This window comes from Pyxidicoccus trucidator (genome assembly GCF_010894435.1).
In the GTDB taxonomy this organism is placed as follows: domain Bacteria; phylum Myxococcota; class Myxococcia; order Myxococcales; family Myxococcaceae; genus Myxococcus; species Myxococcus trucidator.
Genome location: NZ_JAAIXZ010000010.1, coordinates 63,532 through 88,458 on the forward strand (window position 1 = coordinate 63,532; position 24,927 = coordinate 88,458).

At 71.3% G+C, this 24,927-nt stretch carries 16 protein-coding genes; 12 read left to right on the plus strand and 4 right to left on the minus strand.

From position 1 onward, the window contains the following. The first annotated feature begins 15 nt into the window (after positions 1 to 15). The 4 genes from G4D85_RS26535 to G4D85_RS26550 all read left to right on the plus strand — a co-directional run bounded on the left by G4D85_RS26535 (position 16) and on the right by G4D85_RS26550 (position 4,161). A complete protein-coding gene (locus G4D85_RS26535) occupies positions 16 to 1,218 on the plus strand; it encodes a proprotein convertase P-domain-containing protein (protein ID WP_164016797.1) in 1,203 nt (400 codons plus the stop codon). Between the two features lie 193 nt (positions 1,219 to 1,411). Then, a complete protein-coding gene (locus tag G4D85_RS26540; RefSeq protein WP_164016798.1) occupies positions 1,412 to 2,719 on the plus strand; it encodes a hydroxyacid-oxoacid transhydrogenase in 1,308 nt (435 codons plus the stop codon). Positions 2,720 to 2,741: 22 nt separating this feature from the next. Next, a complete protein-coding gene (locus G4D85_RS26545) occupies positions 2,742 to 3,173 on the plus strand; it encodes an acyl-CoA thioesterase (RefSeq protein WP_164016799.1) in 432 nt (143 codons plus the stop codon). Positions 3,174 to 3,216: 43 nt separating this feature from the next. Next, positions 3,217 to 4,161: a serine hydrolase gene (locus G4D85_RS26550; protein WP_164016800.1), complete on the plus strand. Its 945-nt coding sequence runs from the start codon at positions 3,217 to 3,219 to the stop codon at positions 4,159 to 4,161. A gap of 57 nt (positions 4,162 to 4,218) precedes the next feature. Here the strand turns inward: G4D85_RS26550 and G4D85_RS26555 are convergent, their stop codons facing one another. Both G4D85_RS26555 and surE read right to left on the minus strand, forming a co-directional pair. Then, complete coding sequence (locus G4D85_RS26555; protein WP_164016801.1) at positions 4,219 to 5,664, minus strand: amidase; 1,446 nt, start codon at positions 5,662 to 5,664, stop codon at positions 4,219 to 4,221. An 81-nt stretch (positions 5,665 to 5,745) separates the two neighbouring features. After that, positions 5,746 to 6,720, minus strand: coding sequence for a 5'/3'-nucleotidase SurE (surE, locus tag G4D85_RS26560; protein WP_164016802.1), 975 nt, complete (start codon positions 6,718 to 6,720; stop codon positions 5,746 to 5,748). Positions 6,721 to 6,962: 242 nt separating this feature from the next. Here surE and G4D85_RS26565 point away from each other — a divergent pair, with 242 nt between their 5' ends. From G4D85_RS26565 to G4D85_RS26590, 6 genes are all read left to right on the plus strand, one after another. Next, positions 6,963 to 8,999, plus strand: coding sequence for a membrane dipeptidase (locus G4D85_RS26565; protein WP_164016803.1), 2,037 nt, complete (start codon positions 6,963 to 6,965; stop codon positions 8,997 to 8,999). Between the two features lie 171 nt (positions 9,000 to 9,170). After that, positions 9,171 to 12,122 (plus strand): DEAD/DEAH box helicase, encoded by a 2,952-nt coding sequence (locus G4D85_RS26570; protein WP_164016804.1) that lies wholly within the window; start codon positions 9,171 to 9,173, stop codon positions 12,120 to 12,122. Positions 12,123 to 12,131: 9 nt separating this feature from the next. Continuing rightward, positions 12,132 to 14,636, plus strand: coding sequence for a phosphoenolpyruvate--protein phosphotransferase (gene ptsP, locus G4D85_RS26575; protein ID WP_164016805.1), 2,505 nt, complete (start codon positions 12,132 to 12,134; stop codon positions 14,634 to 14,636). Beyond that, positions 14,633 to 15,589, plus strand: a complete 957-nt coding sequence (gene pfkB, locus G4D85_RS26580) for a 1-phosphofructokinase (protein ID WP_164016806.1) — start codon at positions 14,633 to 14,635, stop codon at positions 15,587 to 15,589. The genes ptsP and pfkB overlap by 4 nt, the downstream gene beginning before the upstream one ends. A 30-nt stretch (positions 15,590 to 15,619) precedes the next feature. Further along, positions 15,620 to 17,464, plus strand: coding sequence for a PTS fructose-like transporter subunit IIB (locus G4D85_RS26585; RefSeq protein WP_164016807.1), 1,845 nt, complete (start codon positions 15,620 to 15,622; stop codon positions 17,462 to 17,464). Between the two features lie 12 nt (positions 17,465 to 17,476). Continuing rightward, the gene (locus tag G4D85_RS26590) at positions 17,477 to 19,288 is read left to right on the plus strand and encodes a DUF885 domain-containing protein (protein WP_164017078.1); all 1,812 of its coding nucleotides are present in this window, start codon (positions 17,477 to 17,479) and stop codon (positions 19,286 to 19,288) included. An 8-nt stretch (positions 19,289 to 19,296) separates the two neighbouring features. Here G4D85_RS26590 and G4D85_RS26595 read toward each other — a convergent pair whose 3' ends face one another. Beyond that, entirely contained in the window at positions 19,297 to 20,595 is a 1,299-nt protein-coding gene (locus G4D85_RS26595; RefSeq protein WP_164016808.1) for a DmpA family aminopeptidase, read from the minus strand. A 155-nt stretch (positions 20,596 to 20,750) separates the two neighbouring features. On the opposite strand from G4D85_RS26595, the gene G4D85_RS48960 reads away from it, so the two are divergent. Then, positions 20,751 to 23,630 carry a hypothetical protein gene (locus tag G4D85_RS48960; protein ID WP_205525743.1) on the plus strand — a complete coding sequence of 960 codons (2,880 nt, stop codon included), beginning with the start codon at positions 20,751 to 20,753 and terminating at the stop codon, positions 23,628 to 23,630. Positions 23,631 to 23,634: 4 nt separating this feature from the next. Here G4D85_RS48960 and G4D85_RS26605 read toward each other — a convergent pair whose 3' ends face one another. Then, on the minus strand, positions 23,635 to 24,012 hold the full coding sequence (locus G4D85_RS26605; protein ID WP_164016809.1) for an ArsR/SmtB family transcription factor: 378 nt from the start codon (positions 24,010 to 24,012) through the stop codon (positions 23,635 to 23,637). Positions 24,013 to 24,116: 104 nt separating this feature from the next. Here G4D85_RS26605 and G4D85_RS26610 point away from each other — a divergent pair, with 104 nt between their 5' ends. After that, entirely contained in the window at positions 24,117 to 24,917 is an 801-nt protein-coding gene (locus G4D85_RS26610) for a hypothetical protein (protein ID WP_164016810.1), read from the plus strand. Positions 24,918 to 24,927 lie beyond the last annotated feature (10 nt).

Consider the following 24,927-nt stretch of genomic DNA (forward strand, 5'->3'; position numbering starts at 1 on the left):
GATAGACGGGGAGCCATGAAATCCAGACTCCCGTTGCTCCTGTCCCTCTCCCTGTTCGGCTGTGGGGCGCCGCCCTCCACCGAGCCCGAGCCCTCCGCGCTGGTGTCCATGGCCCAGGCGCTGGCCGATGGCACTCCCGCGACCACGGGCGTGCTGGCCTTCCTCAATGACCACTCCACCACGCTGACGGTGCTGGACCAGGAAGTGCCGATGAACGCGCTGGCCGCGCAGAACCTGATTGCCTGGCGCGCCGGGCCCGACGGGGTGGAGCACACCGGCGACGACCGCACCTTCGTCACCATCGACCAGGTGGACGACGTCCCCTACGTGGGCCCCGCGGCGCTCGCGGACCTGGAGTGGTATGCCCGGGGCACCGGCCGGGTGGCGGACCTGCCGCTGGATGCGTCGGTGGGCGTCTTCGACGGGCTCGACTTCAACCTGGCCGAGGCGCGCCGCGTCCTCCGGGCCGCCAACACGGAGTCCGGTCCGAATCTGCAGAATGTCTACGGCCTGAGTTCGCTCGCGGTGCAGAGTATCCTGGCCGCTCGCCCCATCGTCCACATGGTGGAGCTGTCGCGGCTGCCCAACGTGGACAACGCCGCGCTCCAGCAGTTGAAGAACCTGACGCAGCTGGCTCCGGTGGGCGACCCTTGCACGGGCGCGAACATGTGCCAGTCCGGGCTCGTCTGCGAGGGCATCCCGTACGACGGCTCCAGCATCTATGGCCGCTGCATCAACCCCGCGTCGGTTCCGGGCGATGGCGACACCTGCTCGGTCTTCTCGCCGTGCCAGGCCGGGCTCTTCTGCCGCGGCATTCCCTCCGGCGCTTCGGAGGGCTGGTGCCGGCCGGCGTGGATGGCCGGCGCGTTCAAGAAGTACGCGGAGCTGCACCTGGCCGCGTCCACCACGAACTACGCGTCCCTCGTCGCGGTGGTGGGGCTGGCCACGGTGCCGGAGGACATCGTCGTGGAGCTGGACCTGGTGCACACCGCGCCGCACCGGCTGGTGCTGACGCTGGAGGACCCGGGTGGAGACACCGCACTGCTGTGGAACGGGCCCGCCGAGGGCACGCCTCCGGCGCGCATCTCCGTGACGCGGGGCATCTCCCGCGACAGCACCATCAACGGGCGCTGGCTGCTGCGCATCACCAACCCCTCGGGCGTGGGCAGCGGCACGCTGCGCTCGTGGACGCTGGACCTCAACAGCCGTTACGACTGACGTTGCACCTGGGCCCGGCCCCTTCGCGTGGGCCGGGTCCGGGCGGAAACCGACGGCGTCGTTTCGCAGAGCGGAAGGCGAAGCGGGTGCCGGGCCCGGGCGGCAGTCGACCGGGCGTCGTTTCGCACATCCTGGAGCCCCCGCGCGGAGGTCGCGCTGTACATTGCGCGCACCAACGGTTCAGGAGGACGCGATGGGCTGCTGCCACTACCACCCGGTCGGCGAGGGCTGTGACAACGCCTTCACCGTGGACACGTCCAGGGTCACCTTCGGTCGGGGCTGTCTGGCGGAGGTGGGCGACCGGGCCCGGGCGCTCGGGATGAAGCGCGTGGCGCTGTTCTCCGACGCGCGCGTGGCGCGGCTGCCCTTCTTCGAGAAGGTGCGCCAGTCGCTGCTCGCCGCGGGGCTGGACGTCGTCGTCTTCACCGACGTGCACATCGAGCCCACGGACCAGTCCTTCCTGGAAGCGGCGCGCTTCGCGGCGGAGGTCCAACCGGACGGCTACGTCTCCCTCGGCGGCGGCTCGGTCATCGACACCTGCAAGGCCGCCAACCTGTACGCCACGTACCCGGCCGACTTCCTCACGTACGTCAATGCGCCCGTCGGCGCGGGCCGCCCGGTGCCCGGGCCGCTCAAGCCGCACATCGCGTGCCCCACCACGTCCGGCACGGGCAGCGAAGTCACGGGCATCACCATCTGCGACGTGCTCTCCCTGTCCGCGAAGACGGGCATCGCGTCGCCCGCGCTGCGCCCCACGGAGGCCCTCATCGACCCGGACTGCACCACCAGCCTGCCCGGCGAGGTGGTGGCCGCCAGCGGGCTGGACGTGCTGTCCCATGCGCTGGAGTCCTATACCGCGCGTCCCTACGTGCGCCGTCCCGCGCCCGCGCGACCGAGCCTGCGGCCCATGAGCCAGGGCGCCAACCCGTGGAGCGACCTGGGCTGCCGCGAGGCGCTGCGCCTGCTGGGCCTGTACCTGGAGCGCGCGGTGAAGGACGCGGGCGACTCCGAGGCCCGCGAGCAGACGATGTGGGCCGCCACGCTCGCCGGCATCGCCTTCGGCAACGCGGGCGTGCACGCTCCGCACGGCATGGCGTACGCGGTGGCCGGGCTGGTGCGCGACTTCCGCCCCTCGGGCTACCCCGACGAGGAGCCCCTGGTGCCGCATGGCATGGCCGTCATCGTGAACGCCCCCGCCGTGTTCCGTTACACCGCCGGGGTCAGCCCGGAGCGCCACCTGGAGGCCGCCCGGGGGCTGGGCGCGGACACGCGGGGCGCCGCGCCGGAGGACGCCGGTGAGGTGCTCGCCCGGGAAACCATCCGCATCATGCGCGCGGTGGGCATGCCCAACGGCCTGGGCGGAGTCGGCTACACCGAGGCCGACGTCGCCGCCCTCACGGAAGGGGCGTTCCCGCAGCAGCGCCTGTTGCAGAACGCTCCGCGCGAGATGAGCAAGCCCGTGCTCTCGGACCTGTTCCGCCAGGCGCTGAGCTACTGGTAACCCAGTTGGAGGAGGCCACCCCGTGTCCGAGGTCGAGTCCGCCGAGCGCTACCGCTACTTCCTGCCCATCACCACCCGGTGGATGGACAACGACGTGTACGGCCACATCAACAACGTCACGTACTACAGCTACTTCGACACCGTGGCGAACCACTTCCTCATCCACGAGGGCGGCCTGGACATCCACGCCAGCTCCGTCATCGGCCTGGTGGTGGAGTCGAAGTGCGCCTACCGCGCCCCGCTCGCGTACCCCGACGCGCTGCGGGCCGGCCTGCGCGTGGACAAGCTCGGCAACCGCTCCGTTACCTATGGCATCGGCATCTTCAAGGAGGGCGAGACGCAGCCCGCCGCCCACGGGCACTTCGTCCACGTCTTCGTGGACCGCCTGACGCGCAAGGCCGTGGCCATGCCGGAGCGGCTCCGGGAAGCGCTGGCGCGAATCTCCGTGACGTAGGGAATCGACGTCCCGCGCGTCCCGCACTACAACCCGACGGGTGATGCGAACCGTCCTGTGTGTCTCGTGGCTCGTCGCGGCGACCGCCGCGGCGGAGGCTTCCCCCGACGCGGGCACCCGCGTGCCGCTCCAGTCCGTGGTGGACTCGCTGGTCCAGGAGGCCGCGCGCCTGTCGCCCGGCACCGACGTGGCCATCGCCGTGAAGGATTTGCGCACCGGCGAGTACGCCGGCAGCGCGGACACGGTGCCGCACGTCTCCGCCAGCTCGGCCAAGGTGTTCTGGGTCGCCGCCGCGCTGAAGAAGGTGGACACGGCGAAAGTCACGCCGCTGGCGGAGAAGGTCTTCCGCACGTCCGACAACGAGGCCACCGGGCAGGTCATCGACCTGGTGGGCGGGCCGGACGCCATCAATGACTACCTGCGCTCGCTGGGCCTGCTGAACACCGCGCTCACGAAGTGGAACTACGGGCGCCCCCGCCGGGCCACGAACTCGCCGCGCGCGCTGGACAACGACAACTACTTCTGCGCGGCCGATGCCGTTTCCTTCCTCCAGCGCCTGGACGGTGGAGAGCTGCTGAAGCCGGGGCCCACCTCGCGGCTCCTGGGGTGGATGGAGCTGCCCCGGCGCGAGGGCTGCGGCGGGTGGCTCGGCACGCGCCTGCCGCCCGTGGCGAGGGCGACGCTGCGGCACAAGGCGGGCTGGCTGCCTCCCGGGTGTTGCTCGGATGACGCGCGCTACAACGTCCTCAACGAGGTGGGGCTGGTGCGGCTGCCGGACGGAGGCCGCTATGCCGTGGCGCTCCTGGCGGCGCATGGCACGGACTGGCCGAAGCAGGCGTTCTTCGTGGAGCGCGCCTCATGCGTCCTCTACCGCGCCCTCTCCGGCGAGGCGTCGCTGGACTGCGGCGAGGCGCTGGCGAAGCAGGGCGGGCCGACGGCGGCGCCCGTGCCGGATGGTGGCACTCCGCCCAACTACGACTGCGACTGACGCCCCGCGTCTGCCCCGGACCGGGCGGGGAAGGGGCTCCCCACCCGGCGCGTTCCGTCAGGCCTTCTGCGTCACGTGCACCTTCGGCCGGCGCCCCGCCCACGGGCGGGCCTCCTCCAACTGGCCGGCGAGGCGGAACAGCGTGGCCTCGTCAGCGAAGCGGCCGGCGAACTGGACGCCGATGGGCAGGCCGTCGGCGTTCCAGTACAGCGGCACGGACATGGCCGGCTGGCCGGTGACGTTGAACAGCGCGGTGAACGGGCAGAGGCCGAAGACGTGCGCGTACCAGTCCTCGGGGGCCCTGGGCACCATCGCGTCCAGCACTCCGAGCTTGTAGGGCGGCACCGCCACCGTGGGCGTCAGCAGCACGTCATGCTCGACGAAGAACGCGCCCAACGTGCGCGACACCGTGTTGAACGTGGCGAGCGCCGACTGGAGGTCCGACACCTTGAGGCCCGCGCCGAAGCGCGCCACCTCCCACGTGGTGGTCTCCAGGTTCTCCGGCCCCGGCGGGCGGCCCAGCATCTCCCCCAGGCCATACGCCCAGGTGGACAGCGCAGTCGCCCAGACCGTCGTCATCGCCTTGTTCAGCATCCGCGCGTCGTAGGTGGGCGACGCCTCCACCACCTCATGGCCCAGCTCGACACACAGTCGCGCGACGTCCTCGACGGCGGCGACACAGTCCGGGCTCACCGGGACGCCGGACACGGCCGTGCGCGACAGCGCGATGCGCAGGCGGCCCGGCTTGCGACGCACCTCGTCCAGGTACGGTCGCTCCGGCGGAGGGATCTGGTACGGGTCCCCCGCCTCGGGCCCCTGCGTGGCGTCCATCATCGCCGCGCTGTCTCGCACCGTGCGGGACACCACGCCCTCCACGCCCATGCCGTTGAGGGCCTCGCCCACGTCCGGGCCCACGGAGACGCGGCCCCGCGTGGGCTTCATGCCGAAGATGCCGCACAGGGAGGCGGGGATGCGCAGCGAGCCGCCGCCGTCGTTGCCGTGGGCCACGGGGACGATGCCCGCCGCCACCGCCGCCCCGGAGCCGCCGCTGGAGCCACCCGGGCTGCGCTCCAAATCCCACGGGTTGCGCGTGGGCCCATGGAGGACGGGCTCGGTGGTGGCGTTGTTGCCGAACTCGGGCGTGTTGGTGCGGCCCAGCGTCACCAGGCCCGTGCGCTTGAGGCGCGCCGCCAGCCCGCTGTCGTGGGGGAACACGAAGCCCTTGGCCAGCCTGCTGCCCATGTCCGTGGGGACGCCCGCGGTGTGGAGGACCAGGTCCTTGACGAGGAAGGGCACGCCCCGGAAGGGGCCCTCCGGCAGGCCCTGCTTCACGAGGTTGCGGGCCTCGGCCTCGCGGACGTCGATGACCGCGTTGAGCTTGGGATTCACTCGTGAGATGGCCGCCACCGCCGTCTCCAACAGCTCCTCGGGCGTCACTTCCTTGCGGCGTACGAGCTCTGCCAGACCCACTGCATCAAAGCGACTGTAGTCATCCAGGTGCATGGTTCCTCACTGGCGCCCCGGAAAGGGGCGCTCCGGGGTGTACTGGCCAGGATACTCCCGGAAGAGGTGCACCACGCCGGACTACCTGCGAAGCCGCACGCGCAGCAGAGGCTTGAGCGACGGGCGCGCCGTGCCGTCCACGGCGATGGGGGTGATGGAGATCTCCCCCTGCGCCAGCGCGGTGGTGTCCGCGTCGTCTTCCGTCTCCGGAGCGCACGCGGTGGCGAGCCCGCAGATGGGGCCCTGCGCGACATACGTGTCCGTTGTGTTCGGGATGGGCAGGTACGTCGGGCGGACCACCTCCGCGTGTCCCACGGACGTGACGGTGGGCCCGTCCACCTGCGAGGCGTCGAAGAGGCCGGCCTCGTTCAGCACGACGGGGTAGTTGACGTTGAGTGCGATGCGGTCCGGCAGCAGGCGTCCCTCGCGGTCGGCCGTGTCGCGAAGCTGCTCGGCCAGGTTTTTCACGTACGTCGCGACCTGGGGCGCCGCCGCCAGCGTCTGCGAGAAGCCCGTGCCCGAGTCCGCCAGGTTGAGGCCGATGCTCACCGCGATGGACGGAATCCCTTCCTCCGCCCCTGCAACCGCTGCCCCCACCGTGCCCGAGTGGTTCACCGCGCGCCCCACGTTCTGGCCGTAGTTCATCCCCGAAATCACCAGGTCCGGGCGCTGCTCGCCGAACACCACGGCCAGGCCGAAGAGCACGGAGTCCGCCGGAGTGCCCGTCACCGCCCAGGACGCGCCCGTCCCCTCACCACAGGGGAACGTGCCACGCGTGGTGCGCATCACCGCATTGAGCGTGAGCGCGCCGCTGGTGCCACTGCGGTCCGCGGAAGGCGCCACCACCGTCACCTGATGGCCCGCGGCACACAGCGTGTCCCGGAGGATGCGCATCCCCGCGCCGTTGATGCCGTCATCCGTCGTCAGGAGGATGCGAAGCGGGCGGCTCGCGGAGGACGCCTTCGCCGAGTCATGGGAATCCGAAGCCGCCTGTGCCTGCGTGCCCAGCCCGAGCACCGCCGCGGTGAGGAACGAGAAGAATCGGTGGTTGTTCATGTCTCCCTCGAAGGAGCGCGGCGAGCCCCACGCACGAGCCCTCCCATGGGCCCACGTCGCTCATCCAGCGCTTCAAAAAAGGAACGAAACGAGCCTCTCGACGTCGCAGCGCCACGCTCGAAATCGTCGAAATACTTCCATGAAAATGGACGCGTTTTGCGGGCCTGACGTGTCTTTCGCGGCGTCTTCCACTAAGAGCGTGGGTTCCGTTCGTCTCTCGGAGTGAGAGAAGGGAGTCTCGTATGCCTCGCAATCACCGTCTGGCGCGCCATGGAGCGCTGGCCGCCCTGTCATTCACCCTCGGCCTGGGCTGTGGCCCGGTAGAGGACGCACCGCCCGTCCCCGTCCCCGAAACCACCGAGGAGGCCGCGCAGCCGCTGGCGGTGCCGGGCTTCGCGGAATTGCACCACCACATGTTCGCGGAGGAGGCATTTGGCGGCGGCTGGTTCCACGGGGACCACCTGGCCACCCTGGCGAGCTGTGACGGCGGACTTCCGGAGAGCGACCACGCGCGCGTCCGCATGGACCTGAGCAACATGCTCAACCTCTGTCCCAACTCCGGCAACGTGGACCTGAGCGGCGTCCCCATCCTGTCCGCGTTCTTCGGCATCGGCGGCGCGGTGGCCTCCGAGTACATCGGCAAGATTGAGGGCACCGAGGGCGACACCGGAATCCACCTGGGCCGCGCCACGGTGAACACCCAGTGGCCGCGCTGGGACACGATTGCGCACCAGCAGTCCTGGCAGGGCTGGCTGCGGCAGGCGCACCAGGGCGGCATGTCCCTGGTGATGGTGTCCCTGGTCAGCAACGAGTTCCTCTGCAAGGCGCTGCCGTACGACAACCTCAAGCGCCCCTGTGACGAGATGGCCGACGTGGAGGTGCAGCTCCAGCAGGCGCGCACCTTCGACGCGAACAACGACTGGGTGGAGATTGCCCTCTCGCCCGCGCACGCGCGCAACATCATCAACTCCGGCCGCCTGGCGATGGTGCTCTCCATCGAGGCGAGCAAGCTCTTCGGGACGAAGGATTGGCGCACGGAGCTGGACCGCTACTACTCGCTGGGCGTGCGCTCGCTCCAGCCGGTGCACCAACTGGACAACCGCTTCGGCGGCGCGGCGCTGCACAACGCCATCTTCCAGGCGGCGCAGTTCCTGGAGACCTGCCACATCGACTACGACTGCGGCGTGACGACGGACACCTTCACGCTCGGGTTCGACGTGTACCGCGACGCCGCCGGCAACTGCCGCAACACGCGCGGGCTCACCGCGGACGGCAAGGCGCTGCTCCAGGCGATGATGGCCAAGGGCATGCTCATCGACGTGGCGCACGTGTCGGAGAAGGGCCTGCAGGACGCGTACGCCGTCGCCCAGGCGAACGCGTACTACCCGCTGGTCATCTCCCACGGCCACTTCCGCGAGGTGATGAACCCGGAGCTGGCGGACGACGAGAAGACGACGCCCGCGTGGGCCGTGCGCTACGTGCGGCAGACGGGCGGCATCTTCGGCCTGCGCACCGCGCATGACGAGACGCGCGCGTACACGAAGTCCGGCGTCGCCAACAACTGCCACGGCTCCAGCCGCTCCCTGGCGCAGGCGTACGAGTTCGGCCGCCAGGGCCTCAAGGTCCCCATGGCCTTCGGCGCGGACCTCAACGGCTTCATCCAGCAGACGCGCCCGCGCTTCGGCGACCACGGCGCGTGCTCGGCGGGCTTCCAGGCGGAGGCGGACGCGCAGTCGCGGCAGCAGACCGTGGGCGGGCCGGCGCGCCTGGGCACGGGCCTGGACGAGTTCGGCCTCGCGCACGTGGGCCTGCTGCCGGACCTGCTGAAGGACCTGGGTCGCGTGGGCGCGCAGACCACTGCCCTGGCCGGCTCCTCGGAGTCCTTCCTGCGCGTCTGGGAGCGCGCGTCGGGCCCGCGCTCGGGAATGGCGGACGCGGCGGCGGACATCGACACCAGCGGCGTTGCCGCCTACGTGCCGAAGGCCACCCGCGAGGCGGCGTACCCCATGCTGTGCGGTGAGCGCTACGCGCCGCAGTCCAAGGAGGTGGGCCAGGAGTGCCGGTTCGACCAGGAGTGCACCAACAACTCCTGCAACTCCGGGGACTGTGGCTCCATCGGCTTCTGCACCTGCAACAATGACGCGGAATGCGGCACCGGCCGGTACTGCGGGTACGCGCTCAACCAGGGCAAGTGCCAGACCAAGAAGGCCAAGGGCGCGTCCTGCCTGTACGGCCGCGAGTGCCTGTCGGGCTCGTGCAGCTGGCTGTCCTGCCGCTGACGGCGTGGGCGCGTCCCCGCGCGGGTTGAGGCCCTGTCCGGTCCCCGAGGCCGGCCAGGGCCGCCGCGCGTGCGACGCGCCGCGCTGTGTTCTGGGGGCGCCTGTCCGGTAGCGGGGCGTCCTCATGGTCGTTGCGCGGCGCATCTCCGGGGCGTAGGGAAGCCCCGCCCCATGTCAGCGACTGCTCAACTGCTGGAAGCCGTCCGGAAGGAAGCAAAGCCGGGCATCTGGTCCAATGGCGTCAACCTCGCGCGCTCCGGAGCCGTGGTGCTCCAGTCGCAGAAGGAGGGCGAGCTGGAGCTGAGGGTGCGGGCCAAGGGACGGCCGGTCGCCCTCACGGTGGTCCTCTACCCGAATGACGACGCCTGGGAGTGTGACTGCCCCAGTCTGGTTGACCCGTGCGAGCACGTGGTGGCGGCGGCCATCTCCATCCAGCAGGCGGAGAAGCAGGAGACGCCCCTGGAGACGGCGGCGGCGCGCTGGTCCCGCGTCGTCTACCACTTCACCCGCGCGGACGGCGGCTTGCAGCTCCACCGCTCGCTGGCGCACGCGGACGGCACGGAGGAGCCCCTGGAGGGCAGCCTGACGTCGCTGGTGGCCCAGCCGGCGAAGGCCGCGACGCTGCAGGTGGAGCAGTCGGACCTCCTCGCGGACCGCATCCTGGAGGCGCGCCGCACGCGCGGCACGCTGTCTCCGGAGACGCTGGAGGCCATCCTCAAGGTGCTGGAGAACGCCCGCAACGTGCTGCTCGACGGGCGCCCGGTGGCCGTGTCGGACGAGCCCGTCCAGCCCAGGGCCGTGGTGGAGGACCGGGGCGCGCAGCTGGTGGTGACGGTGACGAAGGACCCTCGCGTGGCGGAGGTGGTGAGCCCGGGCGTCGCGCTGCTCGGTGACGCGCTGGCCCGCCTGAGCGAGACGCAGATGACGGGCCCGTGGCTCCAGAACCTGCCCATCGTCCGCACCTACGCGCCCGAGCAGATGGGGGAGCTGACCTCCAAAATCCTCCCCGAGCTGGGCCGCCGCATGCCGGTGGACGTCCGCAGCCGGCGTCTGCCCCGACTGGACCGTGAGCTGCGGCCGCGCGTCCTGCTGGAGCTGAACCAGCTGGAGTCGGGCCTGTCCGTCCTGCCCACGCTCGTCTACGGCGCGCCGCCCACGGTGCGCATCGACAACGGCCGCATGACGTACCTGCGCGGCGCCGTGCCGCTGCGCGACGAGGCCGCCGAGCAGCGCCTCATCCACCAGCTCCGCGAGGAGCTGAACCTCGTCCCCGGCAAGCGGCTGACGGTGCAGGGGCCGGAGATGGTGCGCTGGGCAGACAAGCTCCGCCGCTGGCGCGGAGACCTGGCCGGCGACGCGGCGGGCCTGGTGAGTCCGGACGTGCGGCTCCGGCCGTTGCTTCAGGTCCAGTCCGGCGTCACGGGGCAGGGTGTCCCCGACGTGCGCTTCACGCTGGAGTTCCAGGTGGAGGGGGCCAAGGGCGAGGTCAAGGCGGTGGACGCCGCCGCCGTCATCCGCGCGTGGACGGAGGGGCTGGGGCTGGTGCCGCTGGACGGCGGAGGCTGGGCCCCGCTGCCCCGGGCGTGGCTGGACAAGAACGGCCAGCGCGTCGCGGACCTGCTGGCCGCGCGGCAGGCGGATGGCAAGGTGTCCAACCACGCCCTGCCGGAGCTGACCGCGCTGTGCGAGACGCTGGAGCAGCCGCCTCCGCCCGGCCTGGAGAGGCTGGCGCCGCTCATCTCCGGCTTCGAGAAGCTGCCGCCGCCGGTGCTCCCGCCGGACCTCACCGCGACGCTGCGCCAGTACCAGCTTCAGGGCGTGAGCTGGCTGGGCTTCCTGCGCGGGGCCGGGCTGGGCGGCATCCTGGCCGACGACATGGGCCTGGGAAAGACGCTCCAGACGCTGTGCGCGCTGGGGCCGGGCTCGCTCGTGGTGTGCCCCACCAGTGTGTTGCCCAACTGGGCCAACGAGGTGAAGAAGTTCCGCCCGTCGCTCAAGGTCTGCGTGTACCACGGGCCCGGCCGCGCGCTGGACCCGGCCGCCGACATCACCCTCACCACGTACTCCATCATGCGGCTGGACGCGGCCATGCTCGGGGCGCGCACCTGGGACACGCTGGTGCTGGACGAGGCGCAGTCCATCAAGAACCCGGACAGCCAGGTGGCGCGCGCGGCCTTCGGCCTCAAGGCGAACTTCCGGCTCGCGCTGAGCGGCACCCCGCTGGAGAACCGGCTGGAGGAGCTGTGGAGCCTGATGCACTTCACCAACCCGGGCCTGCTCGGGGGGCGGAGGCACTTCCAGGACAAGGTGGCCCAGCCCATCGCCGACGGACGCCCGGAGGCCGCGGAGGGACTGCGCCGGCGCATCCGGCCCTTCGTCCTCCGGCGCCTCAAGCGCGACGTGGCGCCCGAGCTTCCGCCGCGCATCGACTCGGTGATGCACGTGCAGTTGGATGAGCGCGAGCGCGCTGTCTACGACTCGGTGATGGCGGCGACGCGCAAGGAAGTGGTCGCCCTGCTCAACGAGGGCGGCAGCGTGCTCAAGGCGCTGGAGGCGCTGCTGCGGCTGCGTCAGGCCGCGTGCCACCCCGCGCTCGTCCCGGGCCAGCGGGCCAGCACTTCGTCCAAGGTGGAGACGCTGGTGGACGCGCTCGAGACGGCGGTGTCCGAGGGCCACAAGGCGCTGGTCTTCTCGCAGTGGACGTCGCTGATGGACCTCATCGAGCCGCACCTCAAGTCGGCGGGCATCGGCTTCGAGCGTCTGGACGGCACCACCGTCAACCGCGGCGAAGTCACGGACCGCTTTCAGTCGCCCGAAGGTGCCCCGGTGCTCCTGATGTCACTCAAGGCGGGTGGCACGGGCCTCAATCTCACGGCGGCGGACCACGTGTTCCTGGTGGACCCGTGGTGGAACCCGGCGGTGGAGGCGCAGGCGGCGGACCGCGCCCACCGCATCGGCCAGGAGCGGACGGTGATGGTGTACCGGCTCGTCTCACAGGGGACAGTGGAGGAGCGAATCCTGGGGCTCCAGGAGAAGAAGCGCGCCATCTTCGAGGCAGCCCTGAGCGAGGCCTCCGCCGCCACCGCGATTACCCGTGAGGACCTGCTCGAACTCTTCGCCTGAGGAGCGCCGATGCTGACATTGAGCAGGACGCATGTCCGACTGGGGCAGGCCGCCACGAGCAAGACGGAGGCCATCCGCCTCGTCGGACAGGCCCTGGTGGACGAGGGCTTCATCGAGCCCGGCTACGTCGACAGCATGCTCCGCCGGGAGAAGGTCTCCGCGACGTACCTGGGCAACGGCATCGCCATTCCCCATGGCACCCCCGATGCCCGGGAGTTCGTGAGGAAGACCGGCGTCGTCGTGGTGCAGTTTCCCCGGGGCGTGGAGTGGGGAGGCGGCCCGGCCCACGTCGTGGTCGGCATCGCGGCACGCTCGGACGAGCACCTCCAGGTCCTGGCCAACCTCACGGGAGTGCTCGGGGACGCGGTCAAGGCGGAGGAGTTGGCCCGGACGACCGACGCGGGCCTCGTCGTCGCCACGCTCAACGGAGGTGCCTCGACGCCGGAGCCCGAGGCGGCGGTGACGACTCCGGCCGGGAAGGGCCTGTGCATCCAGGCCATCTCCCCCGTGCCTCATGGGCTGCACGCGCGCCCGTCCACGGTGCTGGTCGAGGTCGCCAAGCGCTTCCGTGCCGACATCACCGTCCAGTACGGCGGCAGGACGGCCAACGCGAAGAGCCTGGTGACGCTGCTGACGCTCGGCGCGCGGGGCGGCGAGTCGCTGACCATCACCGCGGTGGGCGGGGACGCGGCGACGGCGCTGGCCGCCATCCGCGCCGCGTTCGATGCGGGGCTCGATGAAGAGGTGGCGCCTCAGCCCGCCGCGCCCGCGCCGGTGGCGGTGCCCACCGCGCGGCTCGACTACGACGGGCCCTTCGTCGCCGGCATCTCCGCCTCGCCGGGCATCGCGGTGGGACCGGTGTGGGCCTTCCAGCACGAGCGCCTGGAGATGTCGGAGCGGGCGCCAGACGCGGCGCGCGAGCGCCAGCGGTTGGAGCAGGCGCTGGCCGGCGCCACGGCGGACCTCCAGAACCTGTATCAGGAGTTCCTGAAGAAGGCGGGGGCTCCCCGGGCCGCCATCTTCAAGGCCCACCAGGAGCTGCTGGACGACCCGGACATGGTGGCCGAGGCGCGCCGTCACCTCGACGCGGGGGCCAGCGCGGGCTGGGCCTGGCGGCGGGTGTACGAGGAGCGGGCCGACGTGCTCGCGCGCCTCCCGGACCCGCTGCTCGCCGGGCGCGCAGGAGATTTGCGCGACGTCGGCCGGCGCGTGCTGCGCATGCTGGCGGACGTGGTGGAGGGCGTCGCGACGCTGCCGGACCACCCCGTGGTGCTGCTGGCCGAGGACCTGGCGCCGTCCGACACCGCGAAGCTGGACCCGGCGATGGTGCTGGGCCTGTGCACCGTGGGCGGCGGGGCCACCTCGCACACGGCCATCATCGCCCGCTCGCTCGACATCCCCGCGGTCGTCGCCGCCGGGCCATCGGTGCTCGACCTGCGCGACGGGGACGAGTGCATCCTCGACGGGAATGCCGGCGTGCTGGTCGTCAAGCCCTCCGCGAAAGACAGGGAGCGCGCGGCCACGCAGCGCGAGCGGGTGCGGGAGCAGCGCGACGCCGAGAAGCTGGACCGCTACAAGCCGGCCATCACCCGGGACGGGCGCCGCGTGGAGGTGGCCGCGAACATCGGCTCGGCGAAGGACGCGGAGAAGGCGGTCAACGCCGGGGGCGAGGGCGTGGGGTTGATGCGCACGGAGTTCCTCTTCCTCCAGCGTGAGGACCCGCCCGGCGAGGACGAGCAGTACGAGGCCTACAGCACCATGGTGCGCGCGCTGAACGGGCTGCCCATCATCCTGCGCACGCTGGACATCGGCGGGGACAAGAAGGTGCCCTACCTGTCGATGCCGGCGGAGGCCAACCCGTTCCTCGGCGTGCGCGGCATCCGCCTGTGCTTCGAGCGGGAGGACCTGTTCCGCACGCAGCTGCGCGCCATCCTGCGCGCGTCGCTCGAAGGGCCGGTGCGCATCATGTACCCCATGGTGGCCACGCTCTCCGAGCTGCGCCGGGCGAAGGCCATCACCGAGGAGGTGCGGCGCGAGGTGGGCGCGGCACCGGTGGAGACGGGCATCATGATTGAAGTCCCGTCGGCGGTGATGCTGGCCGACCAGCTGGCGAAGGAGGTGTCCTTCTTCTCCATCGGCACCAATGACTTGACGCAGTACGCGCTGGCGATGGACCGCGAGCACCCCGTGCTCGCGCCCCAGGCGGACGGCGTCCACCCGGCCGTGCTCCGCATGGTCGACCTCACCGTGAAGGCCGCGCGCGCGGCCGGCATCTGGGTGGGGGCCTGCGGCGGCGTGGCGGGAGACCCGGCCGGTGCGCTGACACTGTCCGGGCTGGGGGTCAGCGAGCTGAGCGTCGCCATTCCCACCATCCCCGCAATCAAGGCGCTGCTGCGGAGCGTGTCGATGGCGGACATGGAGGCGCTGGCTCGCCGGGCACTCGCCTGTGAGGGCGCGGCGGAGGTGCGGGCCCTGGTGCAGGGCCTGCTGTCCAGGGCAGGGGTGGGCGCATGAAGCCGACGAAGCCCGGCATCGTCACCGTGAGCCTCAACTCCGCCATCGACCAGACGCTCGACTGTCCCGGCTTCACGGCGGGCGCCGTCAACCGCGTGGTGGCGGAGACGCGCACGGCCGGTGGCAAGGCCATCAACGTCGCCGCCTTCCTCGCGGGTGGCTCCACGCCCGTCACCGCCTCGGGGTTCCTGGGCACGGACAATGCGCAGGTGTTCGAGGCGCTGTTCCGCGAGCGCGGCATCCAGGACCGCTGCATGCGGCTGCCCGGCTCCAGCCGCGTCAACATCAAGGTGGTGGACCGCGCGTCCGGCGCGGTGACGGACCTCAACCTCCCCGGGCTGCGTGTCCCCGAAGGCTCGCTGGACCTGCTGACGGAGCGGCTGGAGAGGCTGGCGGACGACAACGGGTGCTTCGTGCTCGCGGGCAGCCTGCCGGCCGGGGTGCCCGAGGACAGCTACGTCACGCTGATGGCGCGGCTCCGGGCCCGGGGCGCGCTGGTGGTGGTGGACACCAGCGGCGCGCCGCTGAAGCACGCGGTGGCCGCGAAGCCCGACATGGTGAAGCCCAACGCGCATGAGCTGTCCGAGCTGCTCGGCCGACCGCTCCCGGACAGGACCGAGGTGGTGCGCGCCGCGCGCGGGCTCCATGCGACGGGCATCGGGCTGGTGGTGGTGTCGTTGGGGGCGGAGGGCGCCATCTTCGTCGGCCGCGAGGGAGCGTTGCTGGCGGTGCCGCCCCGGGTGGAGGTCGCGAGCACGGTGGGGGCAGGGGACTCCATGGTGGCCGGCGTGCTGTCCGCGCGGCTCGCGGGGAAGGACCTGGAGGCGTGCGCGCGCTACGGCACCGCCTTCGCTGCCGGGAAGCTGGCCCGCGTCGGCCCGGTGCCCCCCTCACCGGAGCGGGTGGAAGCGCTGATGCGGGACGTGGCGATTCACTCCCTGGGCAGTGCCTGAGCTGCGAGCGACGACGAGGAACGTACGACCATGGCGAAACTGGTAGCCATCACCGCCTGCCCGACGGGAATCGCCCACACCTTCATGGCGGCCGAGGCGCTGCGCCGGGTGGCCGCGCTCAAGGGCCATGAAATCACCGTCGAGACTCGCGGCTCCGAGGGCGTGCGCACGCCGCTGGACCCGGCGGCCGTCGCCGCGGCGGACGCGGTCATCGTCGCGGCCGACATCACCGTCGACGAGTCCCGCTTCCAGGGCAAGCGCATCGTCCGGACCTCCACGGCGGAGGCCATCCGCGAGACGGACCACATCATCGACGAGGCCGTGGCTCGCGTGGACGTGCCCTCGCCGGGGCCGGAGCAGGCCATGGTGGCGCCGCCCGTCGCGCAGGTGACGGCGGCACCACCCGCGCAGGCCACGGTGGTGACGGCCACACCCGTGCCCGCGTCCGTGCCCGGAGTCTCGGGCAGGCTGGTGGCCATCACCGCCTGTCCCACCGGCATCGCCCACACCTTCATGGCCGCCGAGGCGCTGACGCGCGCCGCGAAGGCGAAGGGCTACACCATCAAGGTGGAGACGCAGGGCTCCGTGGGCGCGAAGAATCTCCTGACGCCGGAGGAAATCGCGGCGGCGGACGCGGTCATCATCGGCGCGGACACGCACGTCTCCACCGAGCGCTTCGCCGGCAAGCGGCTGCTGAAGACCTCCGTGGGTGAGGCGCTGAAGCAGGCGGACTCGGTGATAACGCGGGCGCTGTCCCTGCCCGTCGCACCCGCAGGTGCCACGCCCGCCGAGGCCGCCGCGCAGGCCGGTGCCCGCGCGAAGGGGGAGCCGGCCGGGCCCTACAAGCACCTGCTGACGGGCGTGTCCTTCATGCTCCCGTTCGTCGTGGCGGGCGGGCTCGTCATGGCGCTGTCGTTCGTCTTCGGCATCGAGGCCTTCAAGGAGGAGGGCACGCTGCCCGCCGCGCTGATGCAGATTGGCCAGGCGGCCTTCGCGCTGATGGTGCCCGCGCTGGCGGGCTACATCGCCTACTCCATCGCGGACAGGCCAGGGCTGGCGCCGGGCTTCATCGGCGGCATGCTGGCGAGCCGCCTCGAAGCGGGCTTCCTGGGCGGAATCGCCGCGGGCTTCCTGGCCGGCTACGTGGCACGGTGGTTCCGCGACCACATCCGTCTGCCGGTGACGCTGGAGGGGCTCAAGCCGGTCCTCATCCTCCCGCTGCTCTCGTCGCTCGTGGTCGGGCTGTTGATGGTCTACGTGATTGGCACGCCGGTGGCCGCCATCATGAACGGGCTGACCGGGTTCCTGTCGGGGATGAGCGGCACCAACGCCATCCTGTTGGGGCTGTTGCTCGGCGCCATGGTGGCCGTGGACACGGGAGGCCCCGTCAACAAGGCGGCCTATGCCTTCGCGGTGGGCCTGCTGGGCTCCAACACCTTCACGCCGATGGCCGCGGTGATGGCGGCGGGCATGACGCCGCCCCTGGGGCTGGCCCTGGCCACGGTGGTTGCCCGCAACCGCTTCACGCTCCAGGAGCGCGAGGCCGGCAAGGCCGCCGCGGTGCTCGGCCTGTCCTTCATCACCGAGGGGGCCATTCCCTTCGCCGCCAAGGACCCGCTGCGCGTCATTCCCTCCATCGTGTTCGGCTCCGCGGTGACGGGGGCCCTGTCCATGTGGTTCGGCTGCGGCCTGCGCGCGCCGCACGGGGGCGTGTTCGTGCTCGCCATCCCCAACGCGGTGGCGCCGGTGGGCCTGTACCTCCTGGCCATCCTCGTGGGCACGCTGGCCACCACGCTGGCGCTGGTCATCCTGAAGCGCCCGCTCCCGGAGGAGCCGGTGCTGACGGCCCCTGAGAACACGCCCAGCCTGGGCTAGAGAGGCAGCATGATGTTCCGCGCAGTCCTTCTCCTCGCCGTGGGGTTCCTCGCGATGCTCCCTTCCACCGCCGAAGCCCGCAAGCCGGACGCCACCGCCGCCGCGCTGCACGCCCTCATCCAGCGCGAGTGGCAGTACCAATTGGAGCACAGCCCGACGTACGCCTCCGTCTCGGGAGACCGCCGGTGGAATGACCGCTGGGACGACCTGAGCCTGGAGGCGCTCGAGGCGGACCACCAGCACAACCTCCAGGTCGTCGCGCAGGTGAAGAAGCTGGACCGGAAGAAGCTCTCCGCCGCGGACCAGCTCAACTACGACCTGTTCCTCCGTGAGTACGAATTGTGGGTGGAGGAGCGCCGCTTCAAGCTGCACCTGATGCCCTCGAACCACCTGGGCGGCATCCCCGAGGGAATCAAGCAGCCCCCGGGAGTGCAGACGGCCTACCAGCTCGCCGACACGCTGCGCTTCGAGACCGCGAAGGACTACGAGGACTGGCTCACCCGGCTCCAGCGGTTCGGCACGTACGTGGACCAGGTGATGGCGCTCATGCGCGAGGGCCTGCGCGAGGGGCGCGTCCATCCCCAGGTCGTCGTGAAGCGCATGCCACCCCAGGTGGAGAAGCAGCTCGTGGACGACCCCACGAAGAGCGGCTTCTTCAGCCCCTTCGGCCGCTTCCCCGCCACCATTCCCGCCGCCGAGCAGCAGCGGCTCGCCGCCGCGGGCCGCGCCGCCATCGCCCAGGGCGTGCTGCCCGCGCTGAAGCGCTACCACCAGTTCCTCACCGGGGAGTACGTCCCGAAGGGCTCGGGGCAGGTGGGCATCTCCCGGCTCCCCGAGGGAAGCGAGCTGTATGCCTTCCTCGCCCGCCGCTACACGACGACGTCGCTGACGCCGGACGAAATCCACGCGCTGGGCCTGTCCGAGGTGAAGCGCCTCCGCGCGGAGATGGAGGCGGTGAAGGTGAAGGCGGGCTTCCAGGGCTCGCTGCCGGAGTTCTTCCGCTTCCTGCGCACGGACGCGCGCTTCTACTACCGCACGGGTGACGAGCTGCTGACGCGCTACCGCAGCCTGTCCAAGCGCATCGACCCGCTGCTGGTGCGGCTGTTCAAGACGCTGCCCCGGCAGCCGTACGGCGTGGAGCCGACGCCCGAGGCCATGGCCCCGGACGCGACGACGGGCTTCTACTACCCCGGCGCGTCGGACGGCTCGCGCCCCGGCACGTACCTGGTGAACCTCTACCGCCCGGAGACGCGCCCCCGATGGGAGATGGTTCCGCTCACGCTCCACGAGGCCGTGCCCGGGCACCACCTCCAGACGGCGCTCGCCGCCGAGCAGACTGACATCCCCGAGTTCCGTCGCTTCGCCTACTACGTGGCCTACGGCGAGGGCTGGGCCCTGTACTGCGAGACGCTGGGTGACGAGCTGGGCCTGTACGAAGACCCCTACGACAAGTTCGGCCAGCTCGCGTACGACATGTGGCGCGCCGTCCGCCTCGTCGTGGACACCGGCATGCACGTGAAGGGCTGGACGCGCCAGCAGGCCCTGGACTTCTTCATGGAGAACGCGCCGCGCCAGGAGCTGGACGTCACCAACGAAATCGACCGCTACATCGCGTGGCCGGCGCAGGCGCTGGCCTACAAGATTGGCCAGCTCCGGATTCGGGAGCTGCGCACGCGCGCGGAGCGGGAGCTGGGCCCCCGCTTCGACGTGCGCGAGTTCCACGACGTGGTGCTGCTCGACGGCTCCCTGCCGCTGGACGTCCTGGAGGGGAAGGTCCAGGCCTGGGTGGCCGCGCGGAAGGGGACTCCGGCCGGAGCCCCCTGAGCGGCGACTCAGGGCGTGGGTCTGGGAGGCGCGGCCTTCTTCGGCGGAGTCCCTGGCACCGCCGTCAGCCGCCCGTATCGCCGCATCGCCTTCACGAGCCGGTCCTGGGGCAAGGCGAAGATACGGACGCCATCCGCGCCGGTCATCGTCCCCGAGGCGAGCATGGAGTTGAGGATGGCCTCCTGCGTGGCCTGCACCGTGGCCTCGAAGAGCGGGGTGATGCGGTCGTTGTCGAGCACCGACACGCTGGCCACCGGCGCCGCCTCGGGAGCCTTCAGGCGCTGGGTGGAGAGGGCGAGGAAGATGTCGCCCGAGGCGTTCTCTCCCAGTCCGCCCATCTTTCCGATGCCCAGCGGCACGCGCCGGGCCAGCCGCGAGAGCTGATGGGGCAGCAGCGGCGCGTCCGTGGCGACGACGATGATGATGGAGCCCGCGCCCTCGGGGATTGTGGGCCGGGTGACGCCGCCCGAGGTCGAGCAGGGCGGTATCTTCCCGAACATCTCGTTGCCCGGCTTCTGGGAGCCCGTGTAGCAGGGGCGCAGGTCGCTGATCTCCTCGCCCACCGGCACGCCCTCCACGGAGAGGAGCCGGCGCGAGCCGTAGTTGCACTGCACCAGCACGCCCACGGTGTAGCCGCCCTCGGCCTCGGGCAGCTTGCGAGACGCCGTGCCGATGCCGCCCTTGAAGCCATGGCACATCATCCCCGTGCCGCCGCCCACCGAGCCCTCCGCGACGGCGCCTCCGCGCGCGCCGTCGAGCGCCTGGTGCGCGTGCGTGGCCTTCACGTGGAAGCCGTAGACGTCGTGCAGCTGTCCGTCCCAGGTCTCCGCTACCACGGGCAGGCCCAGCTCCCACTCGACGCCGCGCTTCATCGCCCAGGCAATCACCGCGTCGCGCACCGTGCCTACGTCGTTGGTGTTGGTCAGCATGACCGGCCCGGAGAGCTGGCCCGACTCCGCCACCCAGTGGGAGCCCGTCATCTCGCCATTGCCATTGAGGGCGAACATCGCGGCGAACACGGGCTCGCCCACGCCGTCGCGTCCCCGGGGAAGCACGGCGGTGACGCCGGTCCGCACCGGCCCCTTGCCCGTCTCCAGCCGGCCTTCCCCTGAGATGAGCGTGGTGTGGCCCACCTCCACGCCGGGCACGTCGGTGATGGCGTTGAGCGGTCCGGGACGCCCACCGAAGGTGATGCCCAGCTCACGGGCGCGAGGCTTCGACGGGGTGGACCGGGCCTCGCCCGTTCGGGGCAGCAACGCCAGACACAGCAACAGGCAGCAGGGCAGGGGACGCCAGGGAGCGCGCATGGCGACTTCCTACACTCCCGATGATGACAGGGGATAGCTCCGGATGGTGGCGGCGGGGAGTTGCTTGCGCCACGAAGGCCGAGGCGAGCGGGTCCGAACCACGATGTTAGGGTCCAGCCGTCTCCTGGACAGCCGACCCTTCGAGAGAGTCCCTGATGCGCCTCATTTCATTCATGGCCCCCGTGGCCCTGGTCCTCCTGCTGGCCTCCGCGTGTGGTGAGTCTTCCAATCCTCCCGAGCCATCTGCCTGCGGGCCGATGACGTGCGATGGAGGGCCCTCGGACGCGGGAGATTCGGACGCGGGAGATTCGGACGCGGGAGACTCGGACGCGGGAGATTCGGACGCGGGAGTCCCGGACGCGGGGCCCCAGGGCACGTTCATCCTCTTCGACCCGCGTGGCCTGCAGCCCGTCATCCCCGAGCCGAACGACCTGCACATCAACCCGGACACGGGGCTGTTGAGCCTGCCGGTGGTGCCCGGCGACTCCGCCGCCCAGCAGGAGTTCACCCGCGACTACCTCAACACCCTGGATGGGTTCCCGGAGATTGTGACCGCCACGGCGGGGGTGTCGGCCGCGCTCGAGCCGACCACCGTCACCCGCCAGACGGTCCGGGTGCTCCAGTTGAGTGGCCCTGCCACCCCGCTGCCGCCCATCATCGCGTACAACGAGGACACGCGGCGCATCCTCGCCATCGCGACGACAGGCTGGGCGCGAGGCGCGCAGTACGCCGTGGCGGTGCTCGGGGGCGACTCGGGCGTGAAGGACACGATGCGCCAGCCCGTCACGGGCAGTCCCGCCTGGCAGTGGGTCCGCTCCACCACGCCGCTGGTCGACGGCTCCGGCCGCAGCACCGTCCCGGGGCTCCCGGATTCGGATGCGCCCCCCATGGAGCGCCTGCGCCTGCGCTACGCACCGTACCTGGACCAGCTCGTGGCCGAGGGCATTCGCCGGGAGGACGTGGCGGCACTGTGGACGTTCACCACGTCGGGCCGCCCGCGGGTGACCTTCGACCCTGCCCTGAGCATCGTTCCCTTCCCGAGCAACGTGTACCTCTCCCCCAACGGGCCTCGCGTGAGCCTTCCGCCCGCCCCGCCAGGAGCGGGCGTGCTGCTGACGGAGACCCTCGCCGGCCTCAACACGCTGGATGGCTTCTCCACCACGGCGGTCATCGTCTCGGAGAACAGCCCGACGCACGCGGCCCTGGACCAGGGGCTCGTGGCGCCGGATTCGCTCGCGGCCGGAACCCTCGCCCTCCGCCTGGACGGCACGGGCGCGGAGCCCTCCGTGGTGGCCTGTCTCGGCTGCGCCTCCAGTCCGGGGCCTGATGGCTCCCCGCCGTCCGGGCCGCAGGAGCTCCAGTTCGTGCCCCAGCTCCCGCTGGACGAGGGCACCACGTACGCAACCGTCATCACCACCGCTCTGCGGGACCTGACGGGCCGGCAGGTGACCGCCTCCCGGTACTGGGCGCTGCTGCGCCTCGCGGCCCCGCTCATCGACGGCCAGGGTCGGAGCCAGCTCACGGACCTGCCGGACGTGCTCGCCCTGCAACTGGAGCCGCTGCGTCAGGCCTTCAAGCCCATGCTGGACACGCTGGAGGCTCGGGGCCTTCGCCGCTCCCAGGTCGCGCTGGCCAACAGCTTCCGCACGCAGTCCACGCTGAGCGTGCTCACCCGGCTCTCGGCGCTCGCGGAGATGGCGCCCGCAGCGCCGGCCCACGTCCTCGATGCGTCGCACCAGCTGCCGTCGCTCGGCGTGCCCCATGACCAGCTCGGCGGGTACTACGAGGCCTGGGTTCCCGTTGCCAACCTCCTCACCGGCCCCGGAGGCACCATCGGCGGCATCCCGCCCCGGCTGGAGCAGGCGCAATTGGTGCTGACCGTGCCGAATACGGCCAGGCCCGCGGAAGGCTGGCCCGTGGTCCTCTTCGCCCACGACTTCGCGGGAGGGAGGGGGGCCCTGCTCTTCCTCGCGAACGAGCTGGCGCGCGCGGGCTTCGCGGCCGCCGCCATGGACGCCGTCCACCATGGCGAGCGGAGCCATTGCGTGGGGAGCCGCTTCCCGCAGAGCGACGACGAGGCCTGCGCGGACCCGGCCACGCAGCGCTGCGAGACGAATGCCCAATCGCCTGGCTTTGGCCGCTGCGTGGCGCGCGACCCCCGTCAGGCCCTGGACTGCACCGCGCCCGCGGGCGGGATTCCTGGAGACGTGTACTGCGCCCAGGCCTCGCAGGGCCGCTGCGTGAGCGTGGGCGAGGGGACGCGCGCCTGCGAGGGCGGCACGTTCAAGCAGGTCAGCACCGTCTGGCGGCAGCCCGCCATCTCCGGTTGGAACATGCTCAACCCCGCGAGGCCCTTCGCGTCGCGCGACAACTTCCGGCAGGCTGCCGTCGACCTGCGCCAGCTGGTCCGCGTGCTCCGGAGCCCGGAGCTGGCCACGGCGCTGGGGACCGTGAAGCTGGACACCACGCAGCTGCACTTCGTGGGCGCTGGCATGGGCGCGATGGTGGGCTCGCTCTTCCTGGCGGTGAACAACGACGTCCAGCGCGCGGTGCTCAACGTGCCGGGGGCCGACCCGATGGGGCTGCTGCTGACGTCGCCCGGGCTGGCCGGGCAGCGGAGCGGCTATCTCTCACGGCTCGCGTCGGAGGGACTCGTCCAGGGGACGCCCTCGTTCGACATGTTCTTGCGGTACCAGCGCATGGCGTTCGACGCGGCCGACCCGTGGAACGCGGCCCGGGCCCTCGCGGACCGCCCGGGCGCTCCCGCCGGGCGCGAGGTGTTCATCCAGTACATCGCCGGCAATGACTTCATCCCCACGCCGCTGACCGGGAAGTTCATCGCCGCCGCCAACGCAGGCCAGGAGAACCGGTGCCCGGTGTCACTCTGGAACCCGGTCGACCTGCCGGCCCAGCTCCGCCATGGCTTCCTGCTCCAGCGCGTGGGCGACGGGACATTGGCGGACGCCGCCCAGCGGCAGGTCGCCACGTTCTTGGGAACGGGCACGGTGACGGCGCCGCCCTCGGGCGCGAGGTAGCCGGTCAGCGGGTGCGGCCCTTCTCCTTCTTCTCAGGAGGGAGCGGGGCCGCGCGCTCGGCGCGAAGGAGTGTGTCGAGCGCGTCCAACCGGGAGGACCAGAAGGCCCGCTGCGTCTCCATCCAAGATGAGGCCTCGTCGAGCGGCTCCGGATTGAAGGACAGGAGGTGCTCCCGCCCCGCGCGGCGTCGGCGTACCAGGTGGGCGCGCTCGAGCATGCGGATGTGCTTGGAGACGGCGTTCAGCGACATGTCGAAGGGCTTCGCGAGCTCGGTGACGCGCGCCTCGCCCTCGTAGAGGCGCCGCAGGATGGCCCGCCGCGTCGGGTCCGCCAGCGCCATCAGGGTGTGGTCCAGGTTGGAGTGCGTCGCCTTCAGGGTCATCACTCAACTCCCACGTTCGATATTGGCCGCACGGAGTGGAGAGTCAAGGCAGGGCGGGGGTAGCCTCCGGGCTCCCTCGACGTCCCCCCCCCCGGAGTGCCTCCATGAGCCGCGGTATCCGAACCGTCATCATGTCGTTGGGTTTCCTCGTCGCGATGTCGGCCCCGGCGGCCCGGGCCGATGGCCTTTCCACCATTCCCTATGGGGACAACTGCTGGGGCACTGGCACGGACGCGGACCGGGACGGGCTCTCCGACGACTGCGAGTACCAGGTCGCGCTGGCCTTCATGCCCCGCTTCTGGTTCGACACGGGCGAGAGCGGCTACAGCCGCCGGCCCTACTTCGCGGTGAAGAGCGAGTCCTTCGCCACGCGCACGCTGCGCATCTTCTACCTGGACACCTTCTTCGAGGACACCGGCGTCACCACCGGCCATGACGGGGACCCCGAGTTCCAGATCTTCGAGGTGCACTACTCCGGAGGGCGCTGGTACCTGGACTCGGTCTACCTGTCCGCGCACCGCAAGAGCGTGTGTGACTCGTCGGCCTGGTACTCGTACGAGCAGCTCGAGTACGACACGAGCGACTCACGCAACGCGTACCGGGGATGGCCCACGCTGTACGTCGCCGAGGACAAGCACGCGACCTACAACAACCTCGCCACGTGTGACAGGGGCTGCCTCTCGCAGGACTACTGCAGCAAGTACAAGACGGAGATGCTCGACACGAGCAGCAAGCTCGTAGCCCGCAACGTGGGCTCCACGGCCGTGCCGTTGATCAACCAGGTGCTCCTCAACGGCAAGACGGAGCGGCTGCTCGACGACGTCGAGTTCAAGGGCTGGGACGACCAGTGGTACCGGCCCAACTCCCAGGGCTACCGGCGGCACCTCAACGACTTCGGCTTCTGATGCCCCGCTC